Annotated in this window: 13 protein-coding genes and 2 pseudogenes; 12 read left to right on the top strand and 3 right to left on the bottom strand. The window is 40.8% G+C overall.

The window, feature by feature from the left end; genetic code table 11:
* Window positions 1-11 precede the first annotated feature (11 nt).
* Window positions 12-896: an ROK family protein gene (locus QM859_RS06500; RefSeq protein WP_414262510.1), complete on the top strand. Its 885-nt coding sequence runs from the start codon at window positions 12-14 to the stop codon at window positions 894-896.
* Between the two features lie 194 nt (window positions 897-1,090).
* Window positions 1,091-3,211: pseudogene (locus QM859_RS06495) on the top strand (alpha-L-fucosidase); the annotation flags it as partial.
* Between the two features lie 87 nt (window positions 3,212-3,298).
* Here the strand turns inward: QM859_RS06495 and QM859_RS06490 are convergent.
* The gene (locus QM859_RS06490) at window positions 3,299-4,150 is read right to left on the bottom strand and encodes a MurR/RpiR family transcriptional regulator (protein ID WP_414262509.1); all 852 of its coding nucleotides are present in this window, start codon (window positions 4,148-4,150) and stop codon (window positions 3,299-3,301) included.
* Window positions 4,151-4,342: 192 nt separating this feature from the next.
* Here QM859_RS06490 and pbp2b point away from each other — a divergent pair, with 192 nt between their 5' ends.
* The 8 genes from pbp2b (at window position 4,343) to rpsI (ending at window position 12,072) form a co-directional block, all read left to right on the top strand.
* Window positions 4,343-6,385: a penicillin-binding protein PBP2B gene (gene pbp2b / locus QM859_RS06485; RefSeq protein WP_414262508.1), complete on the top strand. Its 2,043-nt coding sequence runs from the start codon at window positions 4,343-4,345 to the stop codon at window positions 6,383-6,385.
* A 10-nt stretch (window positions 6,386-6,395) separates the two neighbouring features.
* Window positions 6,396-6,992 carry a recombination mediator RecR gene (gene recR, locus QM859_RS06480; RefSeq protein ID WP_414262507.1) on the top strand — a complete coding sequence of 199 codons (597 nt, stop codon included), beginning with the start codon at window positions 6,396-6,398 and terminating at the stop codon, window positions 6,990-6,992.
* A gap of 165 nt (window positions 6,993-7,157) precedes the next feature.
* The gene (locus tag QM859_RS06475) at window positions 7,158-8,201 is read left to right on the top strand and encodes a D-alanine--D-alanine ligase (RefSeq protein WP_414262506.1); all 1,044 of its coding nucleotides are present in this window, start codon (window positions 7,158-7,160) and stop codon (window positions 8,199-8,201) included.
* A gap of 53 nt (window positions 8,202-8,254) precedes the next feature.
* A complete protein-coding gene (locus QM859_RS06470) occupies window positions 8,255-9,628 on the top strand; it encodes a UDP-N-acetylmuramoyl-tripeptide--D-alanyl-D-alanine ligase (RefSeq protein ID WP_414262505.1) in 1,374 nt (457 codons plus the stop codon).
* Window positions 9,615-10,226 (top strand): NUDIX hydrolase, encoded by a 612-nt coding sequence (locus tag QM859_RS06465; protein WP_414262504.1) that lies wholly within the window; start codon window positions 9,615-9,617, stop codon window positions 10,224-10,226. The genes QM859_RS06470 and QM859_RS06465 overlap by 14 nt, the downstream gene beginning before the upstream one ends.
* A 122-nt stretch (window positions 10,227-10,348) precedes the next feature.
* Window positions 10,349-11,056 (top strand): YwaF family protein, encoded by a 708-nt coding sequence (locus QM859_RS06460; protein WP_414262503.1) that lies wholly within the window; start codon window positions 10,349-10,351, stop codon window positions 11,054-11,056.
* A gap of 158 nt (window positions 11,057-11,214) precedes the next feature.
* The gene (rplM, locus tag QM859_RS06455; protein ID WP_001044624.1) at window positions 11,215-11,661 is read left to right on the top strand and encodes a 50S ribosomal protein L13; all 447 of its coding nucleotides are present in this window, start codon (window positions 11,215-11,217) and stop codon (window positions 11,659-11,661) included.
* Between the two features lie 18 nt (window positions 11,662-11,679).
* Window positions 11,680-12,072, top strand: a complete 393-nt coding sequence (gene rpsI, locus QM859_RS06450) for a 30S ribosomal protein S9 (protein WP_000075969.1) — start codon at window positions 11,680-11,682, stop codon at window positions 12,070-12,072.
* A 79-nt stretch (window positions 12,073-12,151) separates the two neighbouring features.
* Here rpsI and QM859_RS06445 read toward each other — a convergent pair.
* A pseudogene (locus QM859_RS06445) lies at window positions 12,152-12,473 on the bottom strand (transposase); the annotation flags it as partial.
* A 136-nt stretch (window positions 12,474-12,609) separates the two neighbouring features.
* Window positions 12,610-14,856, bottom strand: coding sequence for a bifunctional glutamate--cysteine ligase GshA/glutathione synthetase GshB (gene gshAB, locus QM859_RS06440; protein WP_414262502.1), 2,247 nt, complete (start codon window positions 14,854-14,856; stop codon window positions 12,610-12,612).
* Between the two features lie 764 nt (window positions 14,857-15,620).
* Between gshAB and QM859_RS06435 the strand changes: the two genes are divergently transcribed.
* Both QM859_RS06435 and QM859_RS06430 read left to right on the top strand, forming a co-directional pair.
* Window positions 15,621-16,196 (top strand): DUF6287 domain-containing protein, encoded by a 576-nt coding sequence (locus tag QM859_RS06435; protein WP_414262501.1) that lies wholly within the window; start codon window positions 15,621-15,623, stop codon window positions 16,194-16,196.
* A gap of 210 nt (window positions 16,197-16,406) precedes the next feature.
* Entirely contained in the window at window positions 16,407-17,093 is a 687-nt protein-coding gene (locus tag QM859_RS06430; RefSeq protein ID WP_414262500.1) for an XRE family transcriptional regulator, read from the top strand.

Below are 17,093 nucleotides of genomic sequence, written 5' to 3'. Positions count from 1 at the left end.
TAGGAGGCTTTATGACTAATTACGTTGCAATTGATATTGGTGGAACGAATATCAAATACGGTTTAATTAACCAAGAGGGACAACTTGTAGAGACTAACGAAGTAGCAACTGAGGCTCACAAGGGTGGTCCACACATCTTACAGAAAACAAAAGATATCGTAGCTAGCTATCTAGAAAAAGGACCAGTGTCAGGTGTAGCCATTTCCTCTGCGGGAATGGTTGATCCTGATAAGGGTGAGATTTTCTACGCTGGTCCACAGATTCCAAATTATGCCGGAACCCAATTTAAAAAGGAAATTGAAGAAAGCTTTAACATTCCTTGTGAAATTGAAAATGATGTTAACTGTGCAGGGCTTGCTGAAGCTGTCTCTGGTTCAGGAAAGGGTGCAAGTATTACCCTTTGCTTGACGATTGGGACTGGTATCGGTGGTTGCTTAATCATTGATGGGCAAGTTTTCCATGGCTTTAGTAATTCTGCCTGTGAAGTTGGTTATCTGCACATGCAGGATGGAGCCTTCCAGGACTTAGCGTCTACGACAGCTCTTGTTAAGTATGTGGCTGATGCACATGGAGATGAAGTGGAACAGTGGAACGGTCGCAGAATTTTCAAAGAAGCTACCGAAGGCAATAAACTCTGTATGGAGGGGATTGACCGTATGGTGGATTACCTTGGTAAGGGTCTCGCAAATATTTGTTATGTTGCCAATCCAGAAGTTGTCATCCTTGGTGGTGGGATCATGGGGCAAGAAGCAATTTTGAAACCAAAAATCCGTAAGGCTTTGAAAGATTCGCTTGTTCCAAGCTTAGCAGACAAGACTCGACTTGAATTTGCCCACCATCAGAATACTGCTGGCATGCTCGGTGCTTATTATCATTTCAAAACAAAACAATCCTAAATTGGCCTTGCCAATTTAGGATTTTTAAATAAAGGCAAATACTAACTTGCTTACTGCTGGCAAGGTATCTTGCATTTTTGACTTCGATATAGTATATTTAAGTTAATTCAAATATATGCTAGTAACACTAACAGATATGAACTAAAGGAAAGCAATCATTGACCTATAATCAACAAGAAAAATATAAAAATAAAGTAAGCTCCCCTGAGGATCAAGAAACAGAGATCGCAGCTTACGGTCCACTGCCAAGTAAGGCCCAATTGGACTACCATAAAGAAGAATTGGCTGCCTTCATCCACTATGGTATGAATACATATACCAACTCTGAGTGGGGGGATGGTCAAGAAAATCCTCAAAACTTCAATCCAACTAACCTTGATACAGATCAGTGGATTAAAACATTGAAGGATGCCGGATTCAAACGAACTATCATGGTTGTCAAACACCATGACGGATTTGTCATCTATCCTTCTCAATATACAAAACATACCGTAGCTGCTAGTCCATGGAAAAATGGTAAAGGTGACCTTCTCGAAGAAATCTCAAAATCAGCAACTAAGTATGACATGAATATAGGTGTGTACCTATCACCTTGGGATGCAAACAATCCAAACTATCACGTGAATACTGAAAAAGAGTACAACGAATACTACCTCAACCAACTCAAGGAAATCCTTGGCAATCCTAAATACGGAAATAACGGTAAGTTCATCGAGGTATGGATGGATGGTGCGCGTGGTAGCGGGGCTCAAAAAGTAACCTACACCTTTGATAAGTGGTTCGAGTACATCAAGAAAGCTGAAGGAGATATCGCTATTTTCTCTGCTCAACCAACAAGTGTACGTTGGATTGGTAATGAACGTGGTATTGCTGGAGATCCAGTTTGGCATAAGGTCAAGAAAGCTAAAATCACTGACGATGTGAAGAATGAATATCTCAACCATGGAGATCCAGAAGGAGATATGTATTCAGTTGGTGAAGCAGACGTTTCTATCCGTTCAGGTTGGTTCTACCATGACAATCAACAACCAAAATCAATCAAAGATTTGATGGATATTTACTTCAAATCTGTTGGTCGTGGAACGCCACTGCTTCTCAATATTCCACCAAACAAAGAAGGTAAATTCGCAGATGCAGATGTGGCTCGTTTGCAAGAATTCCGAGCAACCTTGGACCAAATGTATGCGACTGACTTCGCTAAGGGCGCAACTGTTACTGCAAACTCTACTCGTAAGAATCACTTGTATCAAGCAAGCCACCTAACAGATGGTAAGGATGATACCAGCTGGGCGCTAGCAAATGATGCTAAGACAGGTGAATTTACTGTCGATCTTGGACAAAAGAGACGTTTTGACGTAGTCGAACTCAAAGAAGATATCGCCAAGGGTCAACGTATCTCTGGCTTCAAGGTTGAAGTTGAACTCAATGGTCGTTGGGTTCCATATGGTGAAGGGTCAACTGTTGGTTATCGTCGTCTTATCCAAGGTCAACCAGTAGAGGCACAAAAGATTCGTGTAACCATTACTGGTGCACAAGCGACTCCAATTTTGACAAACTTCTCTGTTTATAAGACACCAAGCAGTATCGAGAAGACAGATGGTTACCCTCTAGGACTAGATTACCATTCAAATACAACTGCTGATAAAGAGAATACAACTTGGTATGATGAATCTGAAGGCGTCCGCGGAACATCTATGTGGACTAACCAAAAAGATGCTAGTGTAACCTACCGTTTCATTGGAACAAAAGCATATGTAGTGTCTACAGTTGATCCAAACCACGGTGAAATGTCCGTTTACGTGGATGGTCAAAAGGTTGCAGACGTACAAACGAATAATGCAGCTCGTAAACGTAGCCAGATGGTTTATGAAACAGATGACTTGGCTCCAGGTGAACATACCATCAAACTCGTCAACAAAACTGGTAAAGCTATTGCAACGGAAGGTATCTACACGCTCAACAATGCTGGTAAAGGTATGTTTGAGATGAAAGAAACGACCTACGAAATTCAAAAAGGTCAACCGGTTACTGTAACCATTAAACGTGTTGGTGGTAGCAAAGGAACAGCAACAGTCCATGTTGTAACAGAACCAGGAACAGGGGTTCATGGTAAAGTGTACAAGGACACAACAGCTGACTTGACCTTCCAAGATGGTGAAACTGAGAAAACAATCACGATTCCAACGATTGACTTTACAGAGCAAGCTGATTCAATCTTTGACTTCAAAGTGAAAATGACCAGCGTTTCTGACAATGCTCTTCTTGGATTCGCTTCAGAAGCGACGATTCGAGTGATGAAAGCTGAATTATTTTAGAAAAATTAGCGAGTATAGATAAATGTCTATCGAGATTTTATGCAAAAAATTTTGAATGATAAAAAATCCTAAATTGTTAAAATCAATTTAGGATTTTCCCTTTCTGTGATTTCTACGATAACCATTCAGTCTATTATTCTCCCAATAGCTATTAAAGATTTTTTCTTTACTTTCGCGATCGATCTCTAGGAAATAAGCGTAGAGTAAATCAATGATAATTAGCATTGGAATCTGAGCAGAAATTCGTTGAATATAAGATGCTTGGTTTTGGCTTGCAACCAAAACAGTTTCTGTAAATGCTTGAGTATCCTTATTCGGTGAACTTGTAAATAGAACTGTCTTAGCTCCCATATCCTGGGCATCTAATAGGCTATCGATGATAGATGGTGTTGTTCCTGAGAGAGAAAAACCAAACACCAAACATTTTTCATCAATAATGCTAGTCGTCCAGGCAAAACCGTCTGGATCTGTTAAGGCTTCACAGACGACACCCAATCTCATAAAACGTAGCTTCATCTCACGTGCGACTAGACCAGAACTCCCAGTTCCGAAAAAATACACGCGTTCGGATTGGTCAATCATCTGAGCCACGCGTTCCAGTTGCTCATCGTCAATCAATCCTTGAGAAATTTCTCGCAGGTTTGCATAACTTCTAAGGACTCTCTGAGTCAAAGGATTCATATCCTGTTGAGGGGTAGAAAGAGTGTCTTTTTGTTGTTGGTATTTGAAGATGAACTCTCGATAGCCCTTAAAACCACATTTCTTGGCAAAACGAGTGAGCGCTGCCTGGGAAATATGAAGTTTTTGAGTAACTTGCTGAGAGGATAAGTCATCGTTTATGGTATCTGCCTGCAGAAAATAGCGAGCAATTTCTTGCTCTAAATCGGTCATTTCTTCAAAGTGAAGCTCAATGATTGTAGAAATATCTTGCTTATTCATGGGACTCCTTTGATAGCTATTTGCCAGAATTTATTTGATAAATCTAACAAATAAAATAGCGCTCACCTCCATTATATCATAGAAAATAATTTTTGGACCAAAAAGGGAAAGTCTTTTCTTTTTCCATAATTTTCTACCTAAATTATGGTACAATGAAGAGTGTGATTTTGATTAGAAATGAGATTGATGTGTATGAGAAAATTCAATAGCCACTCGATACCGATACGGCTTAATTTGTTATTTGCAATCGTCATTTTGCTTTTTTTAACAATTATTGGCCGTTTGCTTTATATGCAAGTTCTTCATAAGGATTTTTATGAAAATAAACTAGCTTCTGCTAGCCAAACTCGAGTAACCATGGGTTCCGCTCGCGGAGAGATCTATGATGCGACTGGTAAACCCTTAGTCCAAAACACCGTTAAACAAGTTGTTTCATTCACACGAAGTAACAAGATGACTGCGGCTGATTTGAAGGATATTTCTAAAAAATTGTTGACTTATGTCACAGTCACTTCTCCAGAGTTGACGGACCGACAAATGGCAGACTACTACTTGGCGGATGCCGAAGCTTATAAGAAAACAGTTGAAGCTCTTCCAAAAGATAAACGGTATGATTCAGATGGCAATCAACTTTCTGAATCTGAACTCTATAACAACGCTGCTAATAGTATTGCAGCTAATCAGATGGACTATTCCGAGGATGAAAAGAAGGCCATCTATCTCTTTAGCCAGCTCAATTCAGTTGGGAATTTTGCTACAGGAAATATTCAAACAGATCCTTTGAGTGATACACAGGTAGCTGTAATTGCTTCTGCTTCAAAGGAATTGCCAGGTATTTCTATCTCTACCTCATGGGATCGAAAGGTCTTAGAAACTTCTCTTTCATCTATTGTCGGAACTGTTTCTAGTGAAAAATCAGGTCTTCCAGCAGAAGAAGTAGACGCTTATTTGAAAAAAGGTTATTCGCTCAATGATCGCGTCGGGACTTCCTATCTTGAAAAACAATACGAAGAGGTCTTGCAAGGGAAACGGACCGTCAAGGAAATCCATTTGGATAAGCACGGAGACATGGAGAGCGTAGAAAATATCGAAGAAGGTAGCAAGGGGAAAAACATCAAATTAACCATTGATTTGTCCTTCCAAGATAGCGTAGACAGCCTTTTGAAGAGTTATTTTAATTCTGAACTTACAAATGGTGGTGCTAAATACTCAGAAGGTGTTTATGCAGTAGCCCTTAATCCTAAGACAGGTGCTGTATTGGCAATGTCAGGAATTAAACACAATCTAGAAAAAGGAGACTTGACACCAGACTCACTAGGAACAGTGACCAATGTTTTTGTACCAGGGTCTGTCGTTAAGGCGGCAACCATCAGTTCTGGTTGGGAAAATGGGGTCTTGTCAGGCAACCAAACCTTGACAGACCAACCAATCGTCTTCCAAGGTTCTGCTCCTATCAATTCGTGGTATACCCCTTATTACGCTTCCTTCCCGGTTACAGCCGTTGAGGCTCTAGAATATTCATCAAATGCCTACATGGTTCAAACTGCGCTAGGAATGATGGGTCAGACCTATCAACCAAATATGACAGTCAAAACCAACCAACTTGAGTCTGCCATGGGAAAACTTCGTTCAACCTTCGGTGAGTATGGTTTAGGAGTTTCTACAGGAATCGACCTACCGGATGAGTCAACAGGCTTTATTCCTAAAGACTACGATTTGGCCAACTATCTAAATAATGCCTTTGGGCAGTTTGATAACTACACACCGATGCAGTTAGCTCAGTATGTAGCAACGATTGCTAATAATGGTGTCCGCTTAGCTCCTCATATCGTGGAAGGAGTCTACGACAACAATGAACAAGGTGGTTTGGGAGAACTCATTAAGCAAACGGACAGCACAGAAATGAACAAGATTAATATTTCTGAGTCTGACATGTCTATCTTGCAACAAGGCTTTTATCAAGTATCGCACGGGACAAGTGCTCTCACGACAGGTCGCGCCTTTTCAAATGGGGCAGCAGTCTCTATCAGTGGGAAAACCGGTACAGCCGAAAGTTACGTGAACGGTGGCCAAGAAACCAACAATACCAACGCCGTAGCCTATGCGCCAACCGATAATCCGCAGATTGCAGTCGCAGTTGTTTTCCCACATAATACGAATCTAACTAATGGTGTCGGACCTTCGATTGCTCGCGACATTATCAATCTCTACAACCAACACCATCCAATGAACTAGAAAGGAAGCCATGCTTTACCCAACACCTATAGCTAAGCTGATTGATAGTTATTCTAAACTTCCAGGTATCGGGATTAAGACAGCGACCCGACTGGCCTTTTATACTATTGGGATGTCGGATGACGACGTCAATGAATTTGCAAAAAATCTCCTTGCAGCCAAGCGAGAATTGACCTATTGCTCTATTTGTGGACGATTAACAGATGAAGACCCGTGCTCTATCTGTACCGATCCTAGCCGTGACCAGTCTATGATTCTGGTTCTGGAGGATAGCCGAGATGTTGCTGCTATGGAAAACATCCAGGAATACCACGGACTTTACCATGTTTTACACGGTTTGATTTCCCCTATGAATGGGATTAGTCCTGATGATATCAATCTGAAAAGTCTCATGACCCGCCTCATGGATAGCGAAGTTTCAGAGGTCATCGTGGCCACCAATGCAACAGCAGATGGTGAGGCGACCTCCATGTATATCTCTCGGCTTCTCAAACCTGCAGGGATTAAGGTTACTCGTCTAGCAAGAGGTCTAGCAGTAGGAGCTGATATCGAATATGCAGATGAAGTAACGCTCCTAAGAGCTATTGAAAATCGTACAGAACTTTAGTCTGTAAGGATATAGAACAGGCAATTAGCTAGCAGATAAGATTTCAAAAAATCAAGAGACTGGATTTATTTTTAATCCAGTCTCTTTTTTGTTGTTCAAGTTTAAAAAAATAGACAAATGTGATATACTAAAAAGCGAGTATTCTAGTAGAAATAGGACAATCATATGAAACAAACAATTATTCTATTATATGGTGGACGCAGCGCAGAGCGTGAAGTGTCTGTATTGTCAGCTGAGAGTGTCATGCGTGCGGTTAACTATGACCGTTTTGAAGTCAAAACTTTCTTTATCAGCCAGTCTGGTGATTTTATCAAAACCCAAGAATTTACCCAAACTCCTGGCCAAGATGAACGTCTCATGACCAATGAAACGATTGATTGGGACAAGAAAATTGCTCCAAGTGCCATCTACGAAGAAGGCGCAGTTGTTTTTCCAGTTCTTCATGGACCTATGGGAGAAGACGGTTCCGTTCAAGGTTTCCTAGAAGTCTTGAAAATGCCTTATGTCGGTTGCAACATCTTGTCTTCAAGCCTTGCTATGGACAAAATTACGACTAAACGTGTCTTGGAATCTGCTGGGATTGCCCAAGTCCCTTACGTAGCCATTGTTGAAGGAGATGACTTAGCTTCTAAAATCGCAGAAGTTGAAGAAAAATTAAGGTATCCAGTCTTTACCAAACCATCTAATATGGGTTCTAGTGTTGGTATTTCTAAGTCTGAAAATAAAGAGGAACTCCATCAAGCTCTCGAACTCGCCTTTAAATATGATAGCCGTGTCTTGGTTGAGCAAGGCGTCAATGCGCGTGAAATCGAAGTTGGGCTTTTAGGAAACTATGATGTTAAGAGCACGCTACCTGGTGAAGTTGTCAAAGACGTAGCCTTCTATGACTATGATGCCAAATATATCGATAACAAGATTACTATGGATATTCCAGCCAAGATTAGCGATGATGTAGTATCGGTTATGCGCAAGAATGCCGAAACTGCCTTCCGTGCTATCGGTGGACTTGGATTGTCTCGTTGTGACTTCTTCTATACAGATAAAGGTGAGATTTTCCTAAATGAGCTAAATACGATGCCAGGATTCACTCAATGGTCTATGTATCCCTTGCTTTGGGACAATATGGGAATTTCTTATCCAGAATTAATTGAACGTTTGGTTGATCTTGCTAAGGAAAGTTTTGACAAGCGTGAAGCGCACCTATTGTAAAGACAGACATAAGGGCGGGGAAGGACTCCTTGCCCCTTTTTAAAGGAGTAAATATGAAACTTACGATTCACGAAGCTGCGCGTATTGTTGGTGCTAAGAATGATGTATCAGTCTATCCGGATAGTTCGCTAGTTAAGGCAGAATTTGATAGTCGATTGATTGCTGAGGGGGATTTGTTTATTCCTCTCAAGGGAGCGCGTGATGGTCATGACTTTATCGAAACGGCTTTTGAAAACGGTGCTACTGTAACCTTGTCAGAGAAGGAAGTAGAAGGACGTCCCTATATTCTAGTAGATGATGTCTTAACAGCTTTTCAAGCTCTAGCAGCTAGCTATCTCCAAAAAACAGGTGTAGATGTCTTAGCTGTTACAGGTTCGAACGGTAAGACAACGACTAAGGACATGCTGGCGCATTTACTTGCTACGACTTTTAAAACGTATAAAACTCAAGGAAATTACAATAACGAGATTGGATTACCTTATACAGTTCTCCATATGCCGGATGGTACTGAAAAGTTGGTCTTGGAGATGGGACAGGATCACTTGGGAGATATTCATCTTTTGTCTGAATTAGCTCGTCCAAAGATAGCTATTGTGACTCTTGTCGGAGAGGCTCATTTGGCCTTCTTCAAGGATCGTTCTGAGATTGCCAAAGGTAAATTACAGATTGCTGATGGTATGGAGAAAGGTAGCTTGCTCTTGGCGCCATCTGATCCAATTGTAGAGGATTATCTGCCTGCTGACCAAAAAGTAGTTCGTTTTGGTCCGGGTGCAGAACTCGAAATTACAGACTTAATTGAGCGTAAGGATAGCTTAACCTTCAAGGCTAATTTTTTGGGAAAATCCCTTGATTTACCAGTAACTGGTAAGTACAATGCGACCAATGCTATGATTGCTTCTTATGTTGCCCTGCAAGAAGGAGTGACTGAGGAGCAGATTGGTCAGGCCTTCCAGGATCTAGAATTGACCCGCAATCGTACCGAGTGGAAAAAAGCTGCCAATGGAGCAGACATCTTATCAGATGTCTACAATGCCAACCCAACAGCCATGAAGTTGATTTTAGAAACTTTCTCTGCTATTCCCGCTAATGAAGGTGGCAAGAAAGTCGCAGTTCTGGCGGATATGAAGGAACTTGGAGACCAGTCTGTTCAACTCCATAATCAAATGATTTTGAGTCTTTCACCAGATGTCCTTGATACCGTTATTTTCTATGGTGAAGATATCGCTGACTTGGCTCAATTAGCCAGTCAAATGTTCCCAATTGGTCATGTTTATTACTTTAAGAAAACAGCTGATGAAGACCAGTTTGAAGCCATGGTCAAGCAAGTTAAGGAGAGTCTTGGAGCTAAAGACCAGATTCTGCTTAAAGGTTCGAACTCTATGAATCTAGCTAAGCTAGTAGAAAGTTTAGAAAATGAGCGCAACTGATTTTGCTAAGGCTATACAGAGAATGTTGGCCATCACTGATACTGGTTTGACCTATACAAAGGACACTTTTGACCGTGAACGTTATGAGAATTTACGTCAGATTTTATCGAACGTATTGCAGGAGACTACGGATCTTAATCAAGAGGAATTGACTGCGATCTTAAAACCAACAGCTAGCTATGCAACTCCCTTGATGGATGTAAGGGCTTGGATTATTCAAGACCAGAAGATTTGTTTGGTTAGAGGACAAGGAGAGGATACTTGGGCATTACCTGGTGGCTTTGGTGAAGTAGGCTATTCCCCTAAGGAAAATATTCGAAAAGAAGTTCAGGAAGAAACAGGCTTTTTTGCAGAAGTAGGCTCTTTATTGGCTATTTTTGATACCAATCGCTTTCAAATGCAGAGTAAGCAGTATGCCAAGTTTGTATTTGATTGTCGACTATTGAATGGGGACTTTCAAGAAAATCAAGAAGTTGCTGAATTAGGATTTTTCGACATTTCGGCTCTCCCTCCCTTATCTGAAAAAAGAATAACTAAGGAACAAATGGATATTCTATGGCAGGTTTATCAGGGTGAGCGGAAACAATATGTTGATTAGAAGCTTTGTTTTATCTTAAGGCCACTAGCTTCTTTGGAACACAAAAATATTAGAAATAAATGTAAGCTATGATCTATAGAGATAAGTAAGAGAATGGCTTATATGAAAATGAGGAAAATTATATGAATGTTTGGGATGCTTTATTTACCACCCAGGCTACGGAGCCACCCCAATTTGGATTTGCTTGGTACGCAAGCACATTTGCCTTATTGGCTTTGACAATTTATCTTGCTTACCGCTATCGTGATAATAAGGTTTGTCAACGATTTTTCCAGATAATACAGGCAATACAGTTAATCGCGCTTTACAGCTGGTATTGGATCAACCAGTTCCCGCTGTCAGAAAGCTTGCCTTTTTATCATTGCCGATTAGCCATGTTTGTAGTTCTACTACTACCAGGTGTTTCAAAAACCAAACAGTATTTTGCTTTGCTTGGAACCTTCGGGACGATTGCAGCCTTTGTTTATCCAATCCCAGACGCTTACTCTTTCCCACACATCGTTATTTTGTCCTTTATTTTCGGACATCTAGCCCTTCTTGGAAATTCCTTGATTTATCTTTTAAACAACTACGATGCTCGTCTGTTGGATTTCAAAGGTATTCTTATACTGACCTCTTTACTTAATGGTTTGATTTTTATAGTCAATTTATTGACGGGTGGAGATTACGGTTTTATGACAAAACCACCATTGGTGGGAGACCATGGTCTTGTGGTTAATTATATCATTGTCACTCTATTTTTGACTTGTGCTATTTTCCTCTTCTCTAAAGGTTTTCAAGTCCTCACTCAGGAGAAGGCAGAAAGAAGATTGAAAATCTGGCAGAAATAAAAAATATTTTCCCAACCGCTTGACTTTTATCTGAGAATTTTGATACAATAGTAGGCGGTATTGTTTACCCCATTTGTAAGGCCCCGGAACCTTTCAAATACCCCGCGGACCGGAACATCCGCCCTGTAAACAAAAACGATATTCATATAGGAGAAATCATGAACAAAACTACATTCATGGCTAAACCAGGCCAAGTAGAACGCAAATGGTACGTTGTTGACGCAACTGATGTACCTCTTGGACGCCTTTCAGCAGTTGTTGCTAGCGTACTTCGTGGAAAAAACAAACCAACATTTACACCACACACTGATACAGGTGACTTCGTAATCGTTATCAATGCTGAAAAAGTTAAATTGACTGGTAAAAAAGCAACTGATAAGATCTACTACACTCACTCAAACCACCCAGGTGGATTGAAACAAATCTCTGCTGGTGAACTTCGTTCTAAAAACGCAGTTCGTTTGATCGAGAAATCAGTTAAAGGTATGCTTCCACACAATACTCTTGGCCGCGCTCAAGGTATGAAATTGAAAGTATTCGTTGGAGCTGAGCACACTCACGCTGCACAACAACCAGAAGTTCTTGATATTTCAGGACTTATCTAAGGAAAGGAACAATAAAGTATGTCACAAGCACAATATGCAGGTACTGGACGTCGTAAAAACGCTGTTGCACGCGTTCGCCTTGTTCCAGGAACTGGTAAAATCACTGTTAACAAAAAAGATGTTGAAGAGTACATCCCACACGCTGACCTTCGTCTTGTCATCAACCAACCATTCGCAGTTACTTCAACTGTAGGTTCATACGACGTTTTCGTTAACGTTGTAGGTGGTGGTTACGCTGGTCAAGCAGGAGCTATCCGTCACGGTATCGCTCGTGCCCTTCTTCAAGTAGACCCAGACTTCCGCGATTCATTGAAACGCGCAGGACTTCTTACACGTGACTCACGTAAAGTTGAGCGTAAGAAACCAGGCTTGAAAAAGGCCCGTAAAGCGTCACAATTTAGTAAACGTTAAAACTTATTTACATTTATTAAAAGCATTTCGTATCAAAAATACGAGATGCTTTTTTCTAGCTTAATTTTACAAATTGGATTTTGAAGGACACCATGGACCTATTTTCAAGTTGATAACGACTACAAATTTGTTCTGGAGACCATGAAGATTGTAATCGCTCTTTAATTTCCTACTTCAATTCACAGGAGTCTAACTCGATTTTCTTCCCTTCTGCTTCGCCAATTGTTCATTGTGTGTTTGTGCTGCTTGTGCAGAGTAAGTGTCATTACCACACTTAATTCTCTTGAGAAGGTTGATTTGTGAACGCCTAATTTTCTAGCTATTTGGCAGGGTTTGAGACCTAATTCTAGGTAAGTCTCTATCTTAATTCGCTCAATTATGGTAATATGATGGTAGCTTATAGATTTCTCCCGTGTTCTGTTTAGTGTGGTTACTTACAGTTTACACGAGATTGGGCTCTATGAGTTTTTTGTTGCACTATATTTTACCATTTATCAAATATAAAAAAGTAAGCTCAGAAAATCTCTGAGCTTATTCTCATATCTCTCCAAACAACTTCCGTAAAATTTTCGGTGTGATACGTTGTCCTGGCCCTACGTAAGTATAGGCGTGCAGGTACATGGCAGGATTGAAGTTGAGTTCGATACAGGTGCAATTTGGTAGCTCCTTACTAGCAGGCTTGGTGTAGTCTGGGATAATCAAATCGACTCCACAGGCCCAAGCCCCCATAGCAGTCGCCATATCGGCAGCTAGTTGTTTGTAACTCTCGCCCATCTGGTCAGTCATGTCAATGGAGTCGCCTCCAGTTGAGATATTAGAATTACCACGCAGAAAGGTTTGGCTACCTTTAGGCAAGACTGTATCAGGTGTGTAACCCTGCTGTTCCAACATGAGTAATTCAATATCACCCAGATTGATGATTTCAAGAGGTGAGCGATGGTCGCGACCACGCAGAGGGTCTTGGTTTTTCTTTTCGACTAATTCTCGGATGCTTGAGCTTCCGTCGCCTACGACATTGGCCGCGACGCGGAGCAGGACAGCCTCGCATTTTCCATCCAAGATAAAGAAACGGTACTCGGTCCCTGCCACAAACTCCTCGACTAGCACATGGCTATCTTCCGAAAAGGCGATGTCTAGGGCTTTTTCATAGCCAGAAATGCTTGTTGGCTCTTGGAAGATGGAAATGCCCAGACCGAAGTTGGTGGATTTGGGTTTGACAACAATAGCAGAGTTGGCTATTTGTCCGTAGTACCGCAAGGCATCGTCCTTGTTAGCAAATTCTGCTCCCGCAGGTACTGGAAAACCAGCCTTGTCCAAAATCTTTTTGGTCACAACCTTATTAGCCATGGCCAGTGGAATTACGTAGTTATCTTTGGATGTCATGTTGCCATTTTTAATGTACTCCACATGGTCACCATGCCAGAGTTTGAGAAATTGGTCTTCCTCATCTAAAATTTCTACGTTCAAGCCCAGCTGAATGGCGTCAAAGAGAATCATTTGGGTGGAGAGTTCCATGTTTTCATAGCCTTTGAGGGCATAAGGTGCTGTCCAAGCGTAGTCATGAAAGGCTTGTCCTTGTTGTTGGCCAAATTTTTCAAGGGACCCTTCTTCAACCTGCTCTGCTATTTTTCCAGAAAGGGTCAAACGTGGATCAAGAAGAGAGGCCTCCACCTTAGTGATAAGCTGGCTATAATAGTCATCCAGTCCAAAGTGAGCGACGATGTCCTTCATGGCTGTCACGATAGGTTTAGGGTCAGCCTCTTTAGGAAGTGGTGTGTGGGGATGGCTGAGAGCGATTTGGTTGTTGAGAGTAGCAGCTACTGCCAATTCTTCGTCGACTTGCTCCATGTCGTCTAGCCACAAGAGTGCGAGTGCAAAGAGGTGGGTGGTGTCTAGTGTTTCTTGGCTGATTGCCAGTGGCTCAAAGGGGTTGAGGTCAAAGTTGCGGAACTCTAGATAGGAGATGCCCTTAGTCAAAAAGTCCCGGCTAGTCTTAGCACCGCGTAAACGGATAGCAGAGTAAAATTCTTTTTCGGCGGACAGTTGCCCAGATCCAACAGCGTTTTCGATGTCGGTCACGTATTGCTCCAGTGAAGAGAAGGAAATGTGAACATCGGGGGCATTGACATAGCCGTAGTTGGAGTTACGAATCGACCGCACGCAACCAATTTCATCTGTCAAAAACCCTTTTTCTGCTAGCGGGCTTGCTCCGTAAAGGTAGGTCAAGAGCCAGCGATAACACAAGAAGTTCTGAGCTAACTTGAGATAGAGGGCATTCTTGAAGGTCAGTAAATCGTCATAGTCACTGACTTCAAAGAGCTGCTGGGTCAGATCTTTGCCGAGTTCAAAATTATAGTGAATTCCAGATATGGACTGGAGCAATTTGCCGTAGCGTTCTGCCAAACCAACTCGGTATTGATACTCGTAGTCACTTTCCAACTGGGCAATCTGAATCTCTTCTTCTACAATCACAGGTGGCATGGATAAAGGCCAAAGATATTCTGACTTATCCATTGAGCGAATAGCCACATCGGTGATGGCCCCGAGGAAGCGACGAGCTTCCGTGGTCGACTGTGCTACCGGTGTAATGAGCTCTAGTTGAGGTTCGCTATAATCTGTCTGGATATAGGGATGGAAACTGCGAGAACCCAATTTTTCAGGGTGTGGCGTTTGAGCGACACGGCCTTCAGTATTGATTCGTAGAGATTCGCGCTCCAGACCAAAGGTAGCTTGTAAGATGGGAGTATTTGGGGATAATTTTTGAAATACGTTTGATAGGTTCATGATTTGGCCTCGAAATAACTAGTTTCTCTATTATTTTATCAGTTTGTTAAATAAACTCAACTTTCTGCTACGGAGATGGAGAAGGAAATGCTCGGACGAATTGACTATTTACTTGCATTAAATATAAGCAAAAGCATTAGTAGAAGTATTGAAACTACACCTAATAGTTTTTTCCCCACACTCAATCTCTCATTTCTGTCTTTTTTTCGTAGACAGTTATAAAGTCGATCAGAATAAACCTTGTAAGTGTATAAGTTAATTCTTACAGACCTAAACTATTCCCCTATTTAAAAAATAATGATTCATATTTTATGAAATTAATTAGTAGATATAGTTCTGAAAAGCCGTTATATTACGCTGTTTTTAGTCCAACTGAAATCCATACTTTCCAAACCAGGTCTTAAGAAAGCTCGTAAAGCATCACAATTTAGTAAACGTTAATTCGAAAGAATTACGATACTTACAAAGAGCACCTTTCGGGGTGTTCTTTTTTATACTTTCTTACTAAATTGGTGCAATTGACACAGTTGTTGCGACTTTAGTCGCTTACAAATGTGGCTGCAACCTGACAAAGTCAGTTGCCTCAAAACGTTAATCAATACGATACTATCAACATTTACAGACGTTCAAGAATTTTCTTTTGGATGTCTTTTTGTTTCAAAAGTACAAAATTCACCCAAATAATATATTTAAGTCCAATATTTTGTTACTTGTATGAGTGTAGTATGATATAATTAAATGAGAATAGTATAAAGGAGTTATAAATGAAAATAGGAAAAGGCATAAATTGGCTTTTGATTCTGTTAAGTTGCTTAATTGCTATAGTACTGATAAGTTTTATGTTCTTCTTTAATCATAAGAAGCAAGATGCAGAAGCAGTAAATGCTCCCACAACGGAACAGGTTTCTACTACTAGTACGACAGCGACTAGTACAACAACCACTAGTTTAACGACTACCCAAGATAGTGTTACGACTACTGAGGAAAAACTCTCGACACAAGAAGAGCAAACGAATGCTAAATCACAAAAAATAGATGAGCAAGCCATTCTAAATGGAGATTTCTCGACTCTAGTTGGAACATGGAGAAATGGACTTGGGCAAGAGTTTACATTCGATAAAAATGGACTAGTAAACAGTGGAAACATTGAAAAAAAGAGAATGGGTAGCCATGGAACGATTGAATTCAGCATTAGAGATGGTATCTCAGGCTATGGAATGAGTATTTATCCTGCTGGACTTATTATGGATGGGTTAGATACTGATTTAACTAAAAATAGGCTTATTGCTGGTCAAGCAGCTCCAACTAGTTCAGAACAAGTTTTTTATAAAGTAGACTAAATGATGAACCATCTCATCAAATTTGAGATGGTTTTCTTATTTATTTGTGAGTCATGCTCATTTTATGATGATGAAGCAAGCGTACTTTAAAGTTAGATTTTCCTACTAGACATTCGTCTACTTTTTTTATATAATAAAACTAAACCAAAATGGTTGAATTTTTAAAATAAAGTCAACTTACGATTAAAACATCACGCTAGGAGGTAAAACATGTACCAACCAGAAAAACTCAAAGCTCGGAGAAAAGAGTTAAAGCTAACACAGAAAGAGATTGCAGAGCGACTTGGAATTAGTTTTCAGGCTTATTCAGCTTGGGAGCGTGGAGTCAAGGAGCCTTCTAAAGAAAAAGTTAAACAGCTAGAAGAGATTTTAAAAGTACCAAAAGGCTATTTTACTCAAATCGAAATTGTCCGTCTCTATAATAGCCTTTCCAATAAAGGAAAAGAACAGGTGGTAGTCTATGCTCGCAACTTGGCTCAAGAAGAACAAGCCAAGAAAGTTACAGCTATTTCAGAAAAACTTCTCGAGTATCATGTCTATGAACGCATGTCGGCTGGTATCGGTGCTTCAGTTTATGATGATCGAAACTTTGATACGGTTTATTTCAATGAAGAACTAGCTCACGATTTTGCTTCATGGGTGTCTGGAGATTCCATGGAACCCAAATATCAAAATGGTTCAGTAGCTCTGATTCGAGAGACCGGATTTGATTATGACGGTGCTGTCTATGCAGTGGTTTGCAATAACCAGACCTATATCAAACGGGTCTATCGAGAAGAAGATGGTCTGCGTTTGGTCTCCATCAATCCTAAATATAAGGATATTCACATTTCTTATGAGGAAGATCCGCGGATTGTGGGTATTATTGTGGGCAATTTTGTACCCATGGAGGGATAG

The sequence above is a fragment of the Streptococcus infantis genome, from assembly GCF_047463175.1.
Lineage (GTDB): Bacteria > Bacillota > Bacilli > Lactobacillales > Streptococcaceae > Streptococcus > Streptococcus infantis_AC.
This window is presented reverse-complemented; position numbering and strand designations above follow the sequence as displayed.